Source organism: Vibrio kagoshimensis (genome assembly GCF_050337535.1).
Taxonomy (GTDB): Bacteria; Pseudomonadota; Gammaproteobacteria; order Enterobacterales; family Vibrionaceae; genus Vibrio; species Vibrio gallaecicus.
The window spans coordinates 200,094-219,412 of record NZ_JAKJSZ010000004.1 but is presented as its reverse complement, the minus strand read 5'-3'; the positions used below and the strand labels follow the sequence as shown (position 1 = coordinate 219,412).

12 protein-coding genes are annotated in these 19,319 nt (G+C 41.4%); 10 read left to right on the top strand and 2 right to left on the bottom strand.

From position 1 onward, the window contains the following. Nucleotides 1–124 precede the first annotated feature (124 nt). The 8 genes from L4C37_RS04500 to L4C37_RS04465 all read left to right on the top strand — a co-directional run bounded on the left by L4C37_RS04500 (nucleotide 125) and on the right by L4C37_RS04465 (nucleotide 12,039). The gene (locus tag L4C37_RS04500) at nucleotides 125–1,537 is read left to right on the top strand and encodes a TolC family protein (protein WP_429767995.1); all 1,413 of its coding nucleotides are present in this window, start codon (nucleotides 125–127) and stop codon (nucleotides 1,535–1,537) included. Then, on the top strand, nucleotides 1,534–2,841 hold the full coding sequence (locus L4C37_RS04495; protein WP_429767994.1) for an efflux RND transporter periplasmic adaptor subunit: 1,308 nt from the start codon (nucleotides 1,534–1,536) through the stop codon (nucleotides 2,839–2,841). The genes L4C37_RS04500 and L4C37_RS04495 overlap by 4 nt, the downstream gene beginning before the upstream one ends. Before the next feature lie 2 nt (nucleotides 2,842–2,843). Continuing rightward, entirely contained in the window at nucleotides 2,844–6,056 is a 3,213-nt protein-coding gene (locus L4C37_RS04490; protein WP_429767993.1) for an efflux RND transporter permease subunit, read from the top strand. A 133-nt stretch (nucleotides 6,057–6,189) separates the two neighbouring features. Next, entirely contained in the window at nucleotides 6,190–6,897 is a 708-nt protein-coding gene (locus tag L4C37_RS04485; RefSeq protein WP_429767992.1) for a response regulator transcription factor, read from the top strand. Continuing rightward, a complete protein-coding gene (locus tag L4C37_RS04480) occupies nucleotides 6,894–8,147 on the top strand; it encodes a sensor histidine kinase (RefSeq protein WP_273293945.1) in 1,254 nt (417 codons plus the stop codon). Before L4C37_RS04485 ends, L4C37_RS04480 begins: the two co-directional genes overlap by 4 nt. Then, nucleotides 8,147–8,764, top strand: a complete 618-nt coding sequence (locus tag L4C37_RS04475) for a class I SAM-dependent methyltransferase (RefSeq protein ID WP_273293947.1) — start codon at nucleotides 8,147–8,149, stop codon at nucleotides 8,762–8,764. The genes L4C37_RS04480 and L4C37_RS04475 overlap by 1 nt, the downstream gene beginning before the upstream one ends. Before the next feature lie 230 nt (nucleotides 8,765–8,994). Then, nucleotides 8,995–11,307 carry a methyl-accepting chemotaxis protein gene (locus tag L4C37_RS04470; RefSeq protein ID WP_429767991.1) on the top strand — a complete coding sequence of 771 codons (2,313 nt, stop codon included), beginning with the start codon at nucleotides 8,995–8,997 and terminating at the stop codon, nucleotides 11,305–11,307. Nucleotides 11,308–11,577: 270 nt separating this feature from the next. After that, nucleotides 11,578–12,039, top strand: a complete 462-nt coding sequence (locus tag L4C37_RS04465) for a hypothetical protein (protein WP_429767990.1) — start codon at nucleotides 11,578–11,580, stop codon at nucleotides 12,037–12,039. A gap of 118 nt (nucleotides 12,040–12,157) precedes the next feature. Here L4C37_RS04465 and L4C37_RS04460 read toward each other — a convergent pair whose 3' ends face one another. After that, complete coding sequence (locus tag L4C37_RS04460; RefSeq protein WP_429767989.1) at nucleotides 12,158–13,303, bottom strand: DUF3541 domain-containing protein; 1,146 nt, start codon at nucleotides 13,301–13,303, stop codon at nucleotides 12,158–12,160. 364 nt (nucleotides 13,304–13,667) lie between these two features. On the opposite strand from L4C37_RS04460, the gene L4C37_RS04455 reads away from it, so the two are divergent. Next, nucleotides 13,668–15,044, top strand: a complete 1,377-nt coding sequence (locus L4C37_RS04455) for a diguanylate cyclase domain-containing protein (RefSeq protein WP_429767988.1) — start codon at nucleotides 13,668–13,670, stop codon at nucleotides 15,042–15,044. Between the two features lie 154 nt (nucleotides 15,045–15,198). Next, the gene (locus L4C37_RS04450) at nucleotides 15,199–16,752 is read left to right on the top strand and encodes a DEAD/DEAH box helicase (RefSeq protein ID WP_429767987.1); all 1,554 of its coding nucleotides are present in this window, start codon (nucleotides 15,199–15,201) and stop codon (nucleotides 16,750–16,752) included. Nucleotides 16,753–16,960: 208 nt separating this feature from the next. Here L4C37_RS04450 and L4C37_RS04445 read toward each other — a convergent pair whose 3' ends face one another. After that, the gene (locus tag L4C37_RS04445) at nucleotides 16,961–18,958 is read right to left on the bottom strand and encodes a methyl-accepting chemotaxis protein (protein WP_429767986.1); all 1,998 of its coding nucleotides are present in this window, start codon (nucleotides 18,956–18,958) and stop codon (nucleotides 16,961–16,963) included. Between the last annotated feature and the right edge of the window lie 361 nt (nucleotides 18,959–19,319).

Below are 19,319 nucleotides of genomic sequence, written 5' to 3'. Positions count from 1 at the left end.
GTTTCACATGTAGGCACTGACTTTTGTTTTTTCTTTTCGATAAATTCTATTTTTAAGCTAGCGTTAACCCTGCCTTAACCTCTCTGTTGCTAAATTTGTCTCCATTCTAACAGGAGACATGAAGATGACACTGAATCTTCCTTTAAAACAATCCCTACTTTCGCTGGCTTTAGTCGGCTTGATTGGTTGCAGCTCAACGAATCAAGCGGATTACACGGCCCTAGCTGAACAGACTACCGCTTCTACAAATCAGCAATTGTTGCTGGATCTTGTTCAACAACCTCACTTATCGGCTCAAGGTAGTGAAAACAACCAAACTGAACCATCCATACAAATCACGGATTTGGTGAGCTTACCTGAATTAGACACCTTCATTACTCAAGCGCTTGAAACCAACCCGAGTTTGCAGCAAAGCGTAGTGGCACTCAATATTGCCTACGCGCAGCAAGGTATAACCGCAGCTGACCGTTTGCCAACCGTTGAAGCCAGCTTCAGTGGTAAAGCGCAAGAAGACAGTGACGATACTTATACCACCGACCTTACTGTTGGCTGGGAGCTGGATTTGTGGCAAAAGCTGGCAGACAGCAGTAATGCTGCCATGAAAGATGTGATGAGTTCTCATGCCAGCTTACAAGGTGCACAAGACTTAGTGGTGGCGAACTTAATGCGCACGTGGCTAGAAATTAGCCTGAAACAGCAGCTAGTGACGATTGAAGAACAGCGTTTAGTGGTTCTTGAGAACAATGAAGATTTGGTATTAGCCAGATATAAGTCTGGTTTAGGAAGCTTAGAAGACCTCGATAATGCTAAATCTAACAGCGCATCAACGAAGGCAACCTTAGCTGACTACCGAGAGCAACTTGCAAGCAGTAAACGTAGCCTAACTTTGTTAACGGGCCAGTGGGTTGGCGAGTCATTAGACGTGTCTATTCCGGTTGTTTTCCCTGAAGTCTTAAATCCGTTAGATGTGATGCCAGATCAAAATTTATCTCGCAGACCTGATCTCCAATCTGCTTTTTTAAACATTGAAGCGGAAGCACTACGAACGGATGCAGCTTATAAAGCGATGCTTCCCTCTATTAGTCTTTCAGCTAGTTTAACTGACATGGCAGAGTCGCCAAGTGAAGCGTTATTGACCGGTCCGCTATGGAGCGCATTAGGGCAAGTATCAGCACCATTATTCCAAGGTGGGAAACTGAAGTCACAAGCGGAAGTGGCACAGTTAACAACAGAGCAAAGCTATTGGGCTTATCAAGAAACACTGCTTAATGCGGTGAATGAAGTTGAAAATACCATGGGGCAAGAAGGCTCTTTAGCCCTTCAGCAACAACATTTAGCTCTTGCTTTAGAAAGCGCTCAACGCAGCTTTATCAGCTACGAAGAAAAGTATCGTCAGGGTTTAGTCGACATTTTTGATCTCCTTACCGTTCAGCAACAAACCTACGATCTTGAAGCACAACTCACACAAACAATTTATAACCGTTTAATAAACCGAATTGATTTAGGTCTAGCACTTGGCTTAGGAGCATCCGCATGAAACTCAACAAACTAACTATCGCAATTACTCTTATCGCGGGTTCAAGCATATTTGCAGCGGTGGCTTTTAATGGCTCTCAAATGGAGCCAGTGAAAAAAGCCCCAGAGTCGGCTTTATCTTCTCATGTGCAACCTGAGCCTCCTAACGTGTCACCTGAATCTGGAGACTTACCATCTAGCCAGAGTCAAATTCACACAAAAGAACAAGGTTCGAAAACAGAGCAAGCTTCTGAAAAAGAAGCGCTTTCTAAATTACCTCAGGTCTCCATCATTAATGTGACTTCTGGTGAGTACCAAGCAGAAGTTGTTGGTCATGGTGAAGTTAAATCACGTTATGAGCTGATGTTTTCAGCTGAAGTGAGCGGGCGTGTTGAAAGTGTGAGTACACTTTTTGAAACGGGGCAAGTGGTTAACAAAGGTGACGTGATTGCGTGTATTGATGATACCAGTTACCTGCAAGCGGTATCGCTAGCAAAATCGAATGTTGCTCAAGCAAAATTGAATTTATTAGAAGAGCAAAGACAAGGTGAGCAAGCTAAATCAGAATGGGAACATTCGGGTTTATCAGGCGAACCGGATTCTCCGCTAGTGTTGAGAAAGCCTCAATTAGCGCAAGTGACAGCCGCCCTTGAAAATGCGCAATTAGAGCTTAAAAAAGCACGACAAGATCTTGAGAAAACGCAAGTGAAAGCCCCATTTGATGCGTTAGTGGTGACGAGAGATATTCAACCTGGCAGCTATGTTCAACCGGGTACTCAAGTTGCGACTTTATATAGCATCGATGAAGTAGAGGTGACGGTCCCATTATCAGAAAGCCAATGGAAAAACTTACCATCTTTAGATAACCAACAGCTTCAAAGTACCTCTTGGCCAGTAACTTTGGAAAGCTCTGATGGCGCGCATCAGTGGCAGGGCAATGTTGAACGAGTCGAGCAGCATTTATCACAAGATACTCGTCAGCGTTCGCTGATTGTTGTGGTCGCAAACCCACTTGAACAAGTGGAAGATCTTTATCCTGGTATGTTTGTTAAGACGGTTATCTCGGGTAAAGCTTTGGATCAATTGTGGCAACTTCCTGCTTCTGCACTTTCACAGCAGGGTGATGTTTGGGTGGTGGACTCACAAGGGTTACTAGCAAAATCTTCAGCACAAGCTCAGTTTGAAATAAATGGTCTGATTTACATTGATCCAAATAGCTTGGATTTCGACCTGAATACAAGCACCAAAGCAGTTGTTCACGTAGTGAAACGTCCGTTGAGCAGTTTCCAAGTGGGAATGAAAGTCATGGCTAAGGTTGAGGGTTAATTATGTCTGAAAACACTCAACTTCCAGAAGTTCAAAGCAACCATGAAAATCAGGAAAAGCACACCGGACCAATAGCTTGGTTTGCTAATAATTCGGTAGCATCAAATCTATTACTAGTTGGTGTTATTTTGATTGGTTTATTCTCGCTGAATTCTTTGCGTAAAGAAGCGTTCCCAAGTTTAGAACCTGATGTTGTGACGGTTTCAGTCACCTATGACAGTGGTGACCCAATTCAAGCAGAAGAAGGGCTAGCGATTAAAATTGAAGATGCTTTGGAAACCGTGCCGGGCATCAAACGCATTACTTCGACTTCAGATGCAAATGGCAGCCATGTTTCAATCGAAAAAGAAAGTACCTACGATTTAGATACTTTATTGACAGATGTAAAAACCAAAGTCGATGCCATCAATAACTTGCCTTCAGGGGCGGACAACCCAGTAATTGATAAAGCTCGAATGCAAGATCACGCGCTTTGGGTGCAGCTATACGGTGAAGCGGACAGAGCCACATTACAAGATTTAGCCGAGCAACTGAAAGCGGATTTACTGGGCCAGTCTGCGATTCGCGATCTTGAAATTAAAGCTAAAGTCGACCCAATGATTTCGGTTGAAGTTGATGAAAGTAAGCTACAAGCCTATGGACTGACTTTAACGGATGTCTCTGAAGCGATTAATGCTGAATCATCCACTGCGCTATCAACCAGTTTACGTAACGGGGATAAAACTGTTCGTTTAAAAGTGTCTGAGCAAGCTTATGAACTGCAAGACTTTAACGCTATTCCGGTCGTGACGAATAGCGATGGTACTCAAATTACATTAGGGGATATCGCGACAGTTAAAGATATGTTTGCCGACGATACCTTTGTATTGTCTCGTTATAACCAACAAAACGCGATTGCGATACAAATCGTCATGGATGAATATGGCGACGTTGTGAGTATTGTGGAACAAGCTCAGCAAGTAGTTGATCGTTGGGAAGCAAGTAATGCACTCCCAGATGGTCTAGAAATTGAAACCTGGTACGACAAAAGTACCATGATCAAAGACCGTTTAGCCTTGCTTGTGAAAAACGCATTAACGGGTATTGGACTAGTGTTCATTGTGCTGGCGTTATTTCTTAATGTACGAGTCGCGTTTTGGGTGGCTGCTGGTCTACCATTTGTTTTCTGCGGCACTTTGTTCTTCATGACTGACAGCTTTATGGGGCTGACCATCAATGAAATGACGACTTTTGGCTTCATTATGGCACTCGGAATCGTGGTTGATGATGCCGTAGTGGTGGGAGAGAGTATTTATACCACTCGAAAAGAAGAAGGAGACTCAATCAACAACACGATTCGCGGTACGATGAAAGTTGCGTCTCCGACTATATTCGGTGTGTTAACAACGGTTGTAGCATTCTTAGCGCTGGCAAATGTTGATGGAAAAATGGGGCAAATTTACGCTCAGTTTGGTTCGGTTGTCACCATTTGTTTGTTGCTGTCATTGGTTGAGTCGAAGTTTATTTTACCTTCTCACTTAGCGCACATTAATACCCACCGAGGCGAGAAAAAAGGCGTTTGGAGCCGTATTCAACATGGGGCTGACAGTGCTCTACAGTGGTTCAACGTTCGTATCTATAGCCGAGTGATTGATTGGGCTTTAAAACTTCGCTACGCGGTGATCATGGTGTTTATCTCACTGTTCATTTTAGTGGTTGGTTTGCCAATGACAGGCAATGTGAGAGTTGCTTTTTTCCCTGATATGCCGGGTGATACAGTGACTGCCGATATGTCGATGCAAAATGATGCAAGCTTTGGGCAAACGCAAACGAACCTATTAGAGTTAGAGGCGGCAGCCGTTCAGGTTGATGAAGGTTTAAGATCTCAGTACAGCGCAGCAGACGAAGAGAGTGAATTGCTGAGCCTACAAGTCATTGCGGACAGTGACGATTCAGGGCAAGTAAGAATTGAGTTAGACAGTGACAGCGTGTATTCAGCTAACGAATTCGCACAACTTTGGCAAGAGACTGTTGGTCAAATGGAAGGCGTGAAGAAGCTAAAGATTCTGTCAAAAATGGAGATGGTCGATAACTTCAAAGTAGAACTAAAAGCGTGGAGTGATGAGTCAGTAAGCGCGGCGGGTAATCAATTAGTGGAAACACTTGAAGGTGTGGCTGGCGTAAGTGGCATTGATCATAACCTTGACTTAGGTGAGTCACAGTATCGTTTTGAAATCACTCAGCAAGGTCGAGCTTTAGGGTTTGATACAGCAAGCTTAGCAAAACAAGTATTACAATCTTTTGGTGGTGACATTGTTCAGCAATTTCAGCGCGGTAAAGACGAAGTAAAAGTGAGAGTGCGTTACCCAGAAGACGATCGTCAAACCATGGCTGATGTAAACCAAGCTAATGTGAGAACCAGCGATGGTAAGGTTGTGCCTTTAAGCACAGTTGCAAACATTTACTCGGATTACCAAGCTTCAGAAATTACGCGAATTGATAGTCAACGAGCTGTGTATATCACTGCGGTTTTAGATAAAGACATTATGGCTCCAGGCGAGCTGGTAAATCAGTTACAACAAAACTTAGTTCCAGAGCTGCTTACACAGTACCCAGGCTTAACTGTAAACTTTGCTGGGGAAACGGAAGAGCAAGCCGAAACTGCCAGCTCAATGACCAGTATGTTTTTACTGGCAATGATTGCGATTTATACCTTGTTAGCGATTCCACTAAAATCGTATGTGCAACCACTTATCATAATGACCGCTATTCCATTTGGTATCGTTGGCGCTATTTTAGGGCATTGGTGGAATGATTTAACAATCAGCATCTTATCGTTAAATGGTATCTTGGCTTTGAGTGGTGTGGTGGTAAATGACAGCTTATTACTCGTTTCTCGTTTTAATGAACTAATTAAAGAAAAGGGCATGTCTGCACGCAATGCGATTGTTCAAGCGTGTACTGGCCGATTAAGAGCCGTGCTACTGACATCGGTCACGACCTTCGCGGGTTTAACACCGTTACTAAGTGAAACATCGTTACAGGCTCAATTCTTAATTCCAGCGGCTGCAGCGCTTGGGTATGGTATTTTGTTTGCCACATTCATTACCCTAATATTAACGCCGTCATTACTGATGATTCAGTGTGAAATTAAAGAATTTATTACAACTTTGAAAGCTCGATTTAATACTGATCAAAACACTCAATTGCAGACTGAGTTGAAAGTGTCTGAATAATATCTGTTATTAATAGTATGTAGACAAAGCTGAATGAGTTAACAGAAGAATCGCCACTGTCTGGCAAGATGTTCAGGCGGTGGTAAGCTATTTCAGTTTCCAACCTTTAATCTTTTTAAACGTAGAGGTAAATATGATCACCGATAAACTTCAATTACTGCTGGTGGAAGACGACTTAGATTTAGCCACGGCAGTGATTGATTATCTCGATTTAGAAGATATTCAATGTGATCATGCTGCTAATGGTGTGGCTGGACTTAGTTTAATAGAGAACCAGCAGAAGAACGGCAATCAAAGATATGATGTGATCATTTTAGATCTTAACCTACCTAAAATGAGTGGATTACAGGTGTGCGAGAAACTTCGTGCGCAAGGCATTGATACACCAATTTTGATGTTGACGGCCAGAGATACGTTAGACGATAAGCTTACGGGTTTCTCTATGGGTGCAGATGATTACTTGGTGAAGCCTTTTGCGATGGAAGAACTGATTGTGCGAGCTCAAGTACTAGCGAAACGTCGAAGTGGGCAGGTTAGCCGTTTATCTGTGTTGGATCTCGATATCGATTTACAGCAACAGCAAGCTTACCGGACTGGAAAGCCCCTCAAACTTTCCCCTACGGCATTCAAAATATTAGAAATCCTGATGCGTGAAAGCCCCAAGACGGTTTCTCGTGAAAAAGTCATGCAAGGGGTATGGGGCGAAGAGCAACCGGATAGCAATAGCTTGAAAGTACACATCTTTAACCTGCGTAAGCAAGTAGATACAGGCTTTGACAAAAAATTGGTGCACACAGTGACAGGTAAGGGCTTTGCGATAAAGGAACCGTCTGAATCATGAAGATAAGACCGAGTTTAAGGTTATATGTATTACTAGCGATGCTGCTCACGGGTATCACCACGATTGTGATCATGTCTGCGTTAAGTGTGAGCTACTTTATCTCAGGCATGGACGTGGCAATGCGAGGTTCGATGAGTGCTCAAGCTCATCAAGCGGCTGCGGCTCCTGGGCACCCTGTTACTGCTCAAGAATTTACGGTAGCGACTGAGTGGAATGATTTGCCACAAGAAATTCAAGATAACTTAAAGTTAGCGGAAGTGGGCTTTGACGAAATAACCAAGGAGATCATCGGTAAGTCCTTATTTGCGCCTCCTAAAGCCGGCTATTTTGCAATGAAAGTCATGAATGGGGATGAAGTTCGTTATGTGTCAGCCATATTCAAACAAGAGCTTGGTAATTCTTTTGATGATAAAGCTCTGCCTCACTTTATTACTATTTTAGTCACAGCACTTGCCGCGATAGTTCTGTTTTTTGTCATTTTGATATTAATACTCCGCAAAGTAGCGACCCCTGTTGAAGAATTGAAAAATTGGGCGAAAGTACTCGATAAAGATAATATCGAAAGGAGTATTCCTGACTTCCACTACAGTGAATTAAACACGTTAGCAGGCATTATCAGAAACAGCGTGAGTTCAATGCAGGACGGGTTAGAAAGGGAACAAAAATTCTTAGGTTATGCGAGCCATGAATTACGAACGCCAATTGCCGTTACTCGAACAAACAGCGAATTGCTTGAAAAGTTGATTCAAAAAGGTAAAAGCCCAGAGAAACAATTAGAAGTGGTTGACCGTATCAAGCGCGCTGGTTTCACTATGACTGACTTAACTGAGACTCTATTGTGGCTGACTCGCCAAGAAGATAAAGACTTGCCTATGAATTCTATCCAGCTAGGTAAAATAATAGAACAACTCACTCATGATCTTGAATACCTTCTCAATGGGAAGTCTGTCGAAATCCATTTAAAAACGGACTTATCTTCTAGTCTTCTACCTGAAGGATTGTGCCGAATTGTATTGACGAACTTGGTGCGTAATGCATTTCAACATACTGAAGAAGGGTGCGTTTCGATTGTTCAAGATGGTTTGACTGTCCACGTTATTAATCAAAATGTTGATGGAACAAATGAAGACAATAACTTAGGTTTTGGGCTTGGGTTAGAATTAACAGAAAGGCTTTTGAGCCAATACCATTGGAAGTATCAAAATAAGTCATTGGATACAGGGCGTGAAGTTTACGTAGATTTTTCTTAATGGATTGGCGCGATCGACTGAAAGTTTATTTGTATCACCGCAAGCGAGTTAAAATCTGGAAAGACGCAACTCAAGAAAGCCATGCGCGTACATTAGGCTGGTCAAGCCATTACGCTCAGATTGCTAGGTTTTCCGCTATTGCGTATGCGACAGAATTTGAAAACCGCGCAGTGGTCGATTTAGGCTGTGGCTACGGGCAATTATTTGATTACCTTTCAAACCTCTATTCTTTACAGCGCTACATTGGTGTTGATCAACAAGCGCATTTTTTAAAGCAAGCAAAAGCTCAACACCGCGATCCTCGTTGCGAATTCATAGCGGGTGACTTGAGTTCCGTAAATGTCAGTTCTTGCGATATTGTCATTGCAAGTGGTTCGCTTAATTATAAATCTCGAGATGAAAACTACTTAACGAAAGTGATTACTCATATGTATGAGATGGCGAGTGAATGCGTCATTTTTAATTTATTGGACTCAAATACTTACCCTGAACAATCGTTACTCACCGGATACAATAAACAAGGTGTGTATCGCTTTTGTAGAACGCTGTGTAATAACGTTGTTATTATTGATGGTTATTCGCAAGATGACTTTACGGTTGTAATGAAAAAGTATTAGAAACTAAGTGGTTAAAATTATCACTTTAGATCGATTTATATGAGTAAGCGGATTGATTCCATTGAATGAGAGAATTAATCGAAAGGGTAAAATTTCTAGTCTAGACTAATGAGAGGTGCAATTTATAGCACTGCTATTCGGTTGTATTTGTATAAAGTAGTATTTTTATAAAAGTAAGTTGGCATTTTCATATGGCTTAAAAATTACTCCGTGTATTACGAGGATTTAGTATGAAAATTGCAACCAAGATAATCGTCGCTTGTACGTTTTTGTGCGCGATTGGTGTTGTCGTAAGTGGTGGTTTTGTTGGTTGGAAAGCATCTGGTCTTTCTAAGCATGCACTCTATGAACGAGCGTCCGATCAGCTACTGTCAGTACGTGAAATTAAAAAAAATGAAATTCAGCGGTACTTCAACCAAATAAAGCTTCAAGTAGAAACTCTGGCAGATGATCATTCAACAGAGCAAGCCTTAGTCGCTTTTACTCAAGCTTTTAATAGCTACCCGACTGAAAAGGTCACCACCGAAAATATCAATCAGCTTAAACAATATTACAGCAACCAGTTCGGTTCGACTTATCGAACTCGAAATGGTCAAACTCCTGCCAATGAACTCAGTAAATTAAATCAAGTTTCCGAAACTGGTAAAGCCCTACAGGCTCGCTACATAAGTGCGAATAAGCATGGGCTAGGTGAGAAGCACTTACTTGATTTCGATAGCTTAAATACTGCTTACGACGTTGCTCATAAAGAATATCACTCTCCTATACGCCATTATCTAGAAGCTTTTGGTTTTTATGATATTTTCCTTATCGACCTTGATGGCAACGTCGTATATTCCGTATTTAAAGAGCTCGATTTTGCTACTAATCTAGAGACGGGACCATACCGTTCAAGTGGGTTAGGTAAGGCTTATCGTCAAAGTAAGAATCTTTCAAAAAATAGTTATTTTTTAGAAGATTTTTATCCTTACTATCCTTCGTATGAAGCGGCGGCTTCGTTTATTGCAAGCCCTGTTTTCGACCATGGAAAAAGAGTTGGTGTCGTAGTATTTCAAATGCCCGTTGATGCGATTAATGAAATTATGACGTTTTCTGAAGAGTGGGCTCAGGCTGGATTAGGCAGCAGTGGGGAAAGTTACTTGATAGGACCTGATTTATTGCTGAGAAGCCAATCACGATTCCTCATTGAAAATAAAGCAGATTACTTGGCGGCATTAAACCGTTCGGGTGTACCGTCTGATGTGATTTCTAATATTGACGGCAAAGGTTCATCTATTGGTTTTCAACCCGTTAATTCTATTACGGCAACTCAAGCTTTAGCAGGAGGAAGTGGGGTAGAAATCGTCAATGATTATAGAGGTGTCGCAGTGCTTTCTGCTTATGCTCCTATTGATGCAGCCGGTCTTAAGTGGGGGATTTTAACCGAGATTGATGAAGATGAAGCATTAGCGGATGTCGCGGTATTGAATTCAGCGGTGATGGATACCGTAATTGTCAGTATTGTCGTCATTATCGCCGCGTCTGTAGGAATTTCTTATCTGGTAGGGAACAATATTTCACGTCCAATTAGAAATGCCTCTCTTAAAGTGCAATCAATCAGTCAAAGAAACGATTTGACCGCTCGATTGGACATTCAAGGCAAGGATGAAATGACGGACTTGTCTGTGTCATTAAATGCTTTGTTTGAGCAGCTACAAGGAATGATCAAGGAATTCGCTGTTGCGACGGAGACTCTGAATCACAACACCCTGTCTATGTCTGAAAATATGAACAGTACTCGCGGAGCGGTTTCTGAACAAAGCCACCGTACTGATAGTGTCGCTACCGCGGTGAACGAAATGAGTGCTTCAATTGCTGAGGTGGCACAGTTCGCCAACCGAGCTGCTGATTATGTGAAAGCAGCTAATGAAACGGGCTCGAAGAGTAAAGATGTAGGACAATCTCTCGGGGATGAAATGTCACAAATTAATACACAAATGAAAATAGCCGTTGAAGCCATTACTCGCCTGCATAATGAAAGTAACTCGATAGCTGAAGTATTGGATGTAATTCAAGGCATTGCAGAGCAGACCAACCTGCTGGCTTTGAATGCAGCAATTGAGGCGGCAAGGGCTGGGGAACAAGGGCGAGGTTTTGCGGTTGTAGCAGACGAAGTACGTTCTTTAGCAAGCAGAACTCAAGACTCGACAGAAGAAATTCGCTCAAAAATTGAATCGTTACAAAAAGAGACACAAAGCGTTTCTAAAGGCATAGAAAATGCGAATTCATCGGTCATTAAAGGTGTGGGTACTTGTGCCGAAAACACCCAGATGTTGGAGCAAATCGTATCCATGTTAACGGAACTTAATGATATGAACGTGCAAATTGCAGCAGCTACAGAAGAGCAAAAAGCGGTGACTGATGAGATAAGCTCAAGCATTACTTCTATTGCTGATGCCTCTACTGAAGTATCAGAACAAGTGAACCACGTGGATGAAGTGTTAGGCGGTTTGTCTCAGCAGGCAGATAACTTGAATACAGAGATGGATAAATTTAAATATTAAAAACGCAATGTGGGGTGGCGATAGCATCAATTATTCAATACCGGCTAATTATGTTATGTCGAAGGCGATGTGAGTTTTCTGGTTTTTGGTTAACTAGTTATTGGATATTTATGGTGTTGCTATCCTCAGAGTTGTTGCCATCACAGGAGCGTAGAGCGACTAAAAAGTTTTGTAATAAATGACTTACAAATCATTACAGACAACGGTGGGGTGAATCACTAAGATTCAATTCATAACTTATGTCGAAGCAAAACTAAAGGTAAAAACTCAGTGAAGATTCAATTATTCATTACTTTATTAGCAACTTCATTCATTACTGGCTGTGTTGTCTACCCAACCGAAAGAACATATTTTAAGCCTGTTGAATCTCAGCAGATCGAACTAACTAAGTCTCAAAGTTGTGGATACCACCGAGCACAATATGACGGCTTAAAAAATGGGGAAATGAGTGTTTTTCCAGATGACAGAGAGCAAGCGCCACTGAGAGTGCTAATAGTGACTAAGGGATACGAAGTTAAGAAAGAAAATACTTCTCTTGTTTTGGATGGAAAGCCAGTAGCTCTTGGGTCGTTTGGGCAACTTTATCACCATTCACATATTAGAGGCTTTGAAGTTACGGTTGACGAAAAACCACGAAATATCGAAAACTTAAAAGTGATAATTGATGGCGAACTTTATGAATTCAACCAGAAAACAGAATCAGATATTTATTATGCTTCTATCAATTGTTGATGAAATCTAAATTATTATTGAGAACTGAACTAGGTAATATCGACTGCTAAATGTCATTGAAGTGACATTTTGCAGTCGAAGTTTTACTTTATAGAGTGGCTGCCTTAAGTGTCGTATTTTATAGTTTCTTCGAATTAAGCCCATAAGGTAGATTTGAAAAAACTTCAGGTTGACCAATGTAAGTTGGTGCCTCATTCACTTTTTGCCAATCAAGTAACATTATCGCTAGTACATTTCTATGCTCACCGTACTGGAGATCAAAATCTCCAGTAACAGATGGGATCATGCCTTTTTCCTTGTCTATAGAAGCCAAAATAGCTTGGCGTGTTTTTTCTACGACTGGATCATCTTCTAAACCTGCGAGTAAAAATGTCAGCCCGACTTCAGCAATCACGTCTTCTTTTGCTCGTAGTAGAATGGTATCGATGTTGTCTCTGAAATAATCGTAAATCCACTGATGTTCTTTTTCACTTACTTGATGTTGATAGTACTCAGAATCACCAAAGATAATATGAGTCATGCCATACAGTTTATTACCGTATTGCTGTTGGCTTAGTTTCTTATCCGTTTCGTCAGGGTAAGCGTCTTTGAATGTCTTCACGAATTCATCGACAACGTCTTGCTCACCTAATTGTCTTAGCCAATATACTTGGTTAGCTAATTGGGCAGCCCATGCCTTAACCATGTCTTGGTTAGATACATAGTGAGAGAAATCATAGCGTCTAATAATCTCACGTAGTTTCTCATCATTTTTATGTTCTAGCCCATATTCATTTGCTCTAGCCATCGAACCCAGCAAATCAACACCCAGATACAAGTACTCTGGCATGTGCTTAGTAATGTTGTAGCGTCGAACGCTTCGTTCATCAGTTTCATCGAGATATGACGTTATTCGTTTTTCTGAATAAAGGACGATTTGTTCAAGAGTGTGCACTTCATTGGAGAGGCGATTCAATTTATGAGCAACCCGAGCCATATCACTCCACACTGCAGCCGAATACTTATCATCAAGGGTTTGGCGATACATACGAAGCCCATAGTGCCCTTCTTTGAATGCAGGAAGAGTATAAAGTTGGCTTTCATACGTATTCTTAATCAAATCGGCCCCTTCTTTGTAGTGACGATTTAATGCAGGTTTTTGTATCAACACGTTGTCTGCTGAAGAGTGGCTAGACTCTGTAACACTAATTGACTCGTTTGCGTAAGAGCCAAAAGCCAGAAAAACAGCCAGCGCAATACCACCTGAGAGTGTTGTTAGTTTCATATCAATAGGTCCGGGTGATGAACAAGATTCAAATAAACTAGCAGTAGGAAGGGGGGATCGTGTGAGTATTCAGTCAAATATAAGTCAGTTTTATTGGTTAATCGTCTTCCAACTTGTTTTTATATAATATATTTATATGAAGCCAACAGCTGATTTTCTGGTTTGCTTTGAGTAGAGCCATAGTTAATTGAGGCGAAGTGTCAGATTTATATCAACTTTTAATGATGATTTTCTTATTGCTTTACTTCAAAATCACATCATTCAGATATGCACTTCTTTAACATTTAGTTTACTCTTAGTAATAGTTATATAAATAAAACTGACCTTAATTAATTATGAAATTAAGGAGTACAGTGGAGCATGAATGCTAAATTGGTTAAATAAACAGTGGTCTGTGAGAGTCCTCGCTTTTTCGTTTATTGTGTTAGCAGTAGGAGCGGTCGAATCTTTTCACCGAAACCAGGTTTCATTTTTAAAAAATGAGTCTGCGGCGGAGGCTAAAAAGCACTTGTCTGTAATTCGTTCTCGTTTAGAAGCTGCCATTGTTTCTGATATTTATGTTCTTAATAGCCTCTCTACATTAATCACAGTCAACCCAGATGCTGGTCCCAAAGAGTGGGAAAAAATCGCTGCAAACATCATTCGAGAAGGAACCCATGTCAAGATCATTGGGTTAGCAAAGGATGATGTCATTAACTTCGTCTACCCTTTCAGAGGCAATGAAAAGGCGATTGGCGTGGCTTATCGTGATGTCCCCGATCAGTGGGAGTCGGTAAGAATTGCCCATGAAATTGAGCAAATATTCATCTCTGGACCTGTCGATTTGGTTCAAGGGGGAAAAGGCCTCATTGCAAGAAACCCTATTTTTACTGATCCCCCTTTTAACAAAGATTATTGGGGTGTGTGCAGCGCCATTATTGATTTCCAGTCACTTTTCAAAGATGTCGGCGTTGAGAATTTCGAATTAAAGTACCGACTTGGTATCAGAGGGCTCAATAGTACAGGTAAAGAAGGTGCTATTTTTTATGGTGACTCTTCAGTTTTTGAAGATGCTTTTGCCACTGAACAGGTGAACTTCCCTTACGGAAGTTGGTACATAGCAGCCTCACTTGATGGTGATGCACTTGCCGACTTGCCTTGGTACCGAGTGTACTTTGTTCGTTTGGTCGGTTATGTACTCCTGTTTGTACTCTCTTTAGCGTTTATGACTATTTATCAGTTGTATACCATGGCTCGTAGCCGTTCTCTTCATGACGAATTAACTAAGTTACCGAATCGACGTTATTTCATATACAGCTTAAAACAGCAGTTTGATAGTGCTCGCAAGCATGGCACGGAAACATTTGCAGTGATGAATCTCGATTTGGATAAATTCAAAGCAATCAATGACACTTATGGGCATGCCGCTGGGGATAAAGTACTTGTGGCATGTGCTGAACGATTAAAAAGCGTACTTAGAAGCTCGGACATTGTGGCTCGAATTGGTGGTGATGAATTTTTAATCTTATTGCCCCGAGTGAAAGACGATGTTGACGCCCGAGCGATTAGCCAGAAGTTACAGAGAGTGATTTGTGGAACGCCAGTGATCTATGAGCAAGATTTAATATATCTGAAGGTGAGTATTGGGTGGGTGACCTACGACTCATGCTATGAAGATGTGGATGCATTAATTAGAGCCGCCGATGAACGAATGTATGAAGAAAAACGTCAGGCACTCCATGCTCCCAATTTTGTGAAATAAGTAGAATTTTTTCTTGGAAAGTTTTGGTTGCTGAAAGTAGGGAAAAGCCTCAGAATATCGCGCTTTACTCGATATTGAGTAATAGTATGAAGTCGCATAGTCATTCTGATGATTACGGCTTTATCTTCATGTTATCAAACAGAGAAAATAATCTATGAGTTTTACCTCTTTGGGCCTTTCTGCTCCAATCCTTAAAGCAATTGAAGAGCAAGGTTACGACAAGCCATCGCCAATTCAAGAAAAAGCTGTTCCGGCTGTTCTAAAAGGCAACGATGTTATGGCTGCGGCCCAAACGGGTACTGGTAAGACGGCAGGTTTCACGCTTCCTATCTTGGAAATCTTATCAAAAGGTCCTCGTGTTAAGCCTAACCAAGCTCGTGCTTTGGTTTTAACCCCAACTCGTGAACTGGCTGCACAAGTGAATGGCAGCGTAGTGAAGTACTCTAAACACTTGGATATTACGTCGAGTGTTGTATTTGGTGGTGTGAAGATCAACCCGCAAATGCAGAAACTGCGTAAAGGTAGTGACGTATTGGTAGCTACTCCAGGCCGCCTTTTAGATTTGTACAACCAAAATGCGATTCGATTCGATCAATTAGAAATTTTGGTTTTGGATGAAGCAGACCGTATGCTTGATATGGGCTTCATTCGTGACATTCGTAAAATCCTAGCTTTCCTTCCTAAGAAGCGTCAAAACTTGCTATTTTCAGCAACGTTTTCTGATGACATTCGCCGTTTAGCAAAAGGTTTAGTTAATAATCCGGTAGAGATTTCAGTAAACCCAGCTAACTCAACCGCTAAAACTGTAGAGCAAAGCATCTTCCCGGCAGATCAAAAGAAAAAAGCACCGATGCTAGCGAAGCTAATCAAAGATAATGATTGGCACCAAGTTTTGGTCTTTAGCCGTACTAAGCATGGCGCGAACAAGCTTTCTCGTTTCTTAGATGAACAAGGGATCACTTCAGCTCCAATTCACGGTAATAAAAGCCAGGGTGCTCGTACTAAAGCACTTGAAAACTTCAAAACCGGTAAAGTTCGCGTATTAGTGGCGACTGACATTGCCGCTCGTGGTATTGATATCCCTCAGCTACCGCAAGTTGTGAACTTTGATTTACCTAATGTCTCTGAAGATTATGTTCACCGTATTGGTCGTACCGGCCGAGCTGGGGAAGCTGGCAAAGCGATCTCATTGGTTTCTGCTGATGAAGCGTCTGACCTATTCGGCATTGAACGCCTGATCCAGCAAGTACTTCCTCGCCATGAGCTTGAAGGCTTTGCTCCAGTAAACAAACTGCCGGAGTCACGTTTAGATACTCGTCCTATCAAACAGAAGAAACCTAAAAAGCCAAAAACAGAGCACAACGATGGTCAACGTTCAGGTGAAAACTCTCGCGGTCATAAGCCAGCTGGAAAAAACAAGCGTCACGTAGCGGGTAATGGTTCAGCACCAAAACGTAAACCAAACACAGCGAATAAGCCTACTAATAAGTCAGGTGAAGGTGCTCAATCTACAGCTGATGATAATTCTGTTAAGAACAATGGAAATAACTACAGACGCGGTAATGGTGGTAAAAAGCCAGCAACAAACCGTTCGAATAGTGACAATAAGCCATCAGAATATGGTTCAAAGAAGCCTGCAGGTAACCGTTCGAAGAAGCCATTTTCTCGTAACTCAAAGCCTTCATCAGCACCGAAAGCGAACGGATAGTTATTGTTACTTAGGCTGTATTTAGATAAATAACTTAGAGCTAGGCTAAAATCTGTATTGATTAGCTCGAGTGATCATTAAGGTGGCATAAAGCCTTAATGCTATTGAATAATAAAAAGCGCAAAGCTCATATTGAGTCTTTGCGCTTTTTTATGCCTTTTTCTAATGAGTAGCTTGTTGGCGAATGTATCGGATATGAGTCGTTAAATTAGCCTAATTTAAACTCACTCAGCTTTAGTTGAACATCGGCAACTTCAACTTTGTAATCATCTACGATGGTATTCAAGTCATTAGCCAAAGTTCCTGTACTTTGAGCTATTTCACTAAGCGTATCTACGTCTTTATCGACTTCTTCACTGGCTTTCGATTGCTCGATTGTTGAGTTAGCAATACTCGTTATATGCTCACTGAGCTGCTCTATGACGGTCTCAAGTTGCTGAACACTTCCATTCACTACATGAACGGATTGGTATGTGCCATCGCTTGCCTCTCGGCTCTTATCCATATTATTGACTGACCGACGAGTATTCTCAGTGATCTTTTCAAGTAGCTGGCTAATATTCTCAGTTGCGTCTTTACTGCGTTGTGCTAGATCCCTAACTTCTGATGACACTACTGCAAAGCCGCGTCCATGCTCACCAGCTCGTGCAGCTTCAATTGCAGCATTTAAGGCGAGTAAGTTGGTTTGCTCGGAGATCCCTTGAATGGATGCTACGATTTGACCAATGCTATGAGTATCTTTCTCAAGCTCTGTCATACAGTTTTGCGTTTCGGAAATTTGAGCTAATAACCCCTCAACAGAAGCAAAAGATGCTTCACTTTGATTTAGGCAATCTGTCACTTGTCCTTTCATGTCAGAAGTTTCAGATAGAGCTCTTTCCGCTGATGAAGCTATCTCTAAACTTGATTGAGATAATTCTGTCATAGCTGTGGCAATATTTTCACACTTCGCTGTTGTGGCTTGACTACTGCTGCCTAGGTTGTGTGAGTTACTCACAATCGTCTCAAGTCGAATCGTACTGTGCTCGTTTGTTTTAGTCACATCTGACAGCAGGTTCTTGATATTGACCGTAAGAGCATCAATGCTTGACGAAATTTGTGAAATTTCATCTTTACCATCCATATTCAGTTGAACAGTCAGGTCTCGTTGTGTCGACATTTGACCTAAATTAGACGTTAAGAAACCTACGCGTTTTTTTAGATTCTGGACGCATAAAATAATGGAAAGTAAAAGAATAGAACCCACGATTATGATGAGTAAAATGAATAAATTACTCAAAAAGTTGGCGCGTTCAGCATTGCTATTTGACTTGTTGATCATACTTTCTTGTAAGTCACTACGTAGACCATTGAGTAGCTTTATTCGGTCTGTCGCTAATGAAAACCAAGCACTAGCATCTGGACCTTTTACTGAATCCAAATGATTAGACTGAGCTAGAAAACTATTCTGTATATTGACGACTTGTTTCCAGCTATCTTGCTGAGTAAGGCTCGTCAATTGACTTTCATAAACGTCTGGCATTTCGATACGTGCATTACGCATCGCATAGCTACCTTGTTCAATATAGCCTTGGATATTCGTAAAGAGCTTTGCGGTAGCGCTACCTCGTGCGAATACGCCATTAAGTGCTCCTCGAACCTGCCCTGCTTTTTCTTTCATCGTCACAATCGAGATCAATGAAGCGCCCACAGTGGTTATCTCTGCATTTGATATGTTGGCAAGCAGCATGGCTGAGTTATCAATAGCAAGCTGGTTGATATCTGAGTAGTAGGCAAAAGGAGAGGCTTTAGGTTTTAAGCTATCAACTTGAGATCGAATGTCTGAAATAGTACGTAAACGCTGTTGAATGTCTTTACTTAACTTGAGTGTTAATTCTTGTGATAGGTACTGAGGAGTATATTGAATCAAAGCATCAATGTGTTTGTCTGCGACTTTGCGTTGCTTATTCAAGTTAGAGACTTGAGTAGGGTTACCTTTACTACCAAGTACGCCTGCCGACAATCCACGTTCAACTGCGATGTTATGGGCTAGGTTGTCGTAAAGTGCAACAAGCTGTACCGCTTCCTGGTCTTGATTTGATGTATTGGCTTGCTCTCGGTAGTCAAAAACTGACAAGGTGGCGAGTATTAGTGATATAAGCAGTGGAACACCCGCAATAAAAGTGACCACTAGATAAAGCGGGAACCGACGTAGAATAGAGTTCAAAACATTCTCCTGAACAGAGTCGTTTAATAGTTACTTTGATGGGTTGAGTATAGGATCTAAGGTGTTGAATTTCCTATGTAAACATCGACGCAAATCACACTTTAATATMTGTCTTTATTGTCAATAACACTATTGAGTAATTTATCCCTCTTTTTTTTTGTAGTTACTCGGTACTGCTAGAAAGTAAGCCGCAAAGTTGATTGCTGATAAGGGGCTCACTAGCAAATCTATTTTAAATTGCGTTTTGCGATTGCAATATGCAAATGTTAAGTGGTAATTGTCGTAAATAAGCGCTTGAATGCCTAATAAATGGTGCTTTATAAGTTGGCACGCATACTGCATTAGTATTAGTGACCCTTCT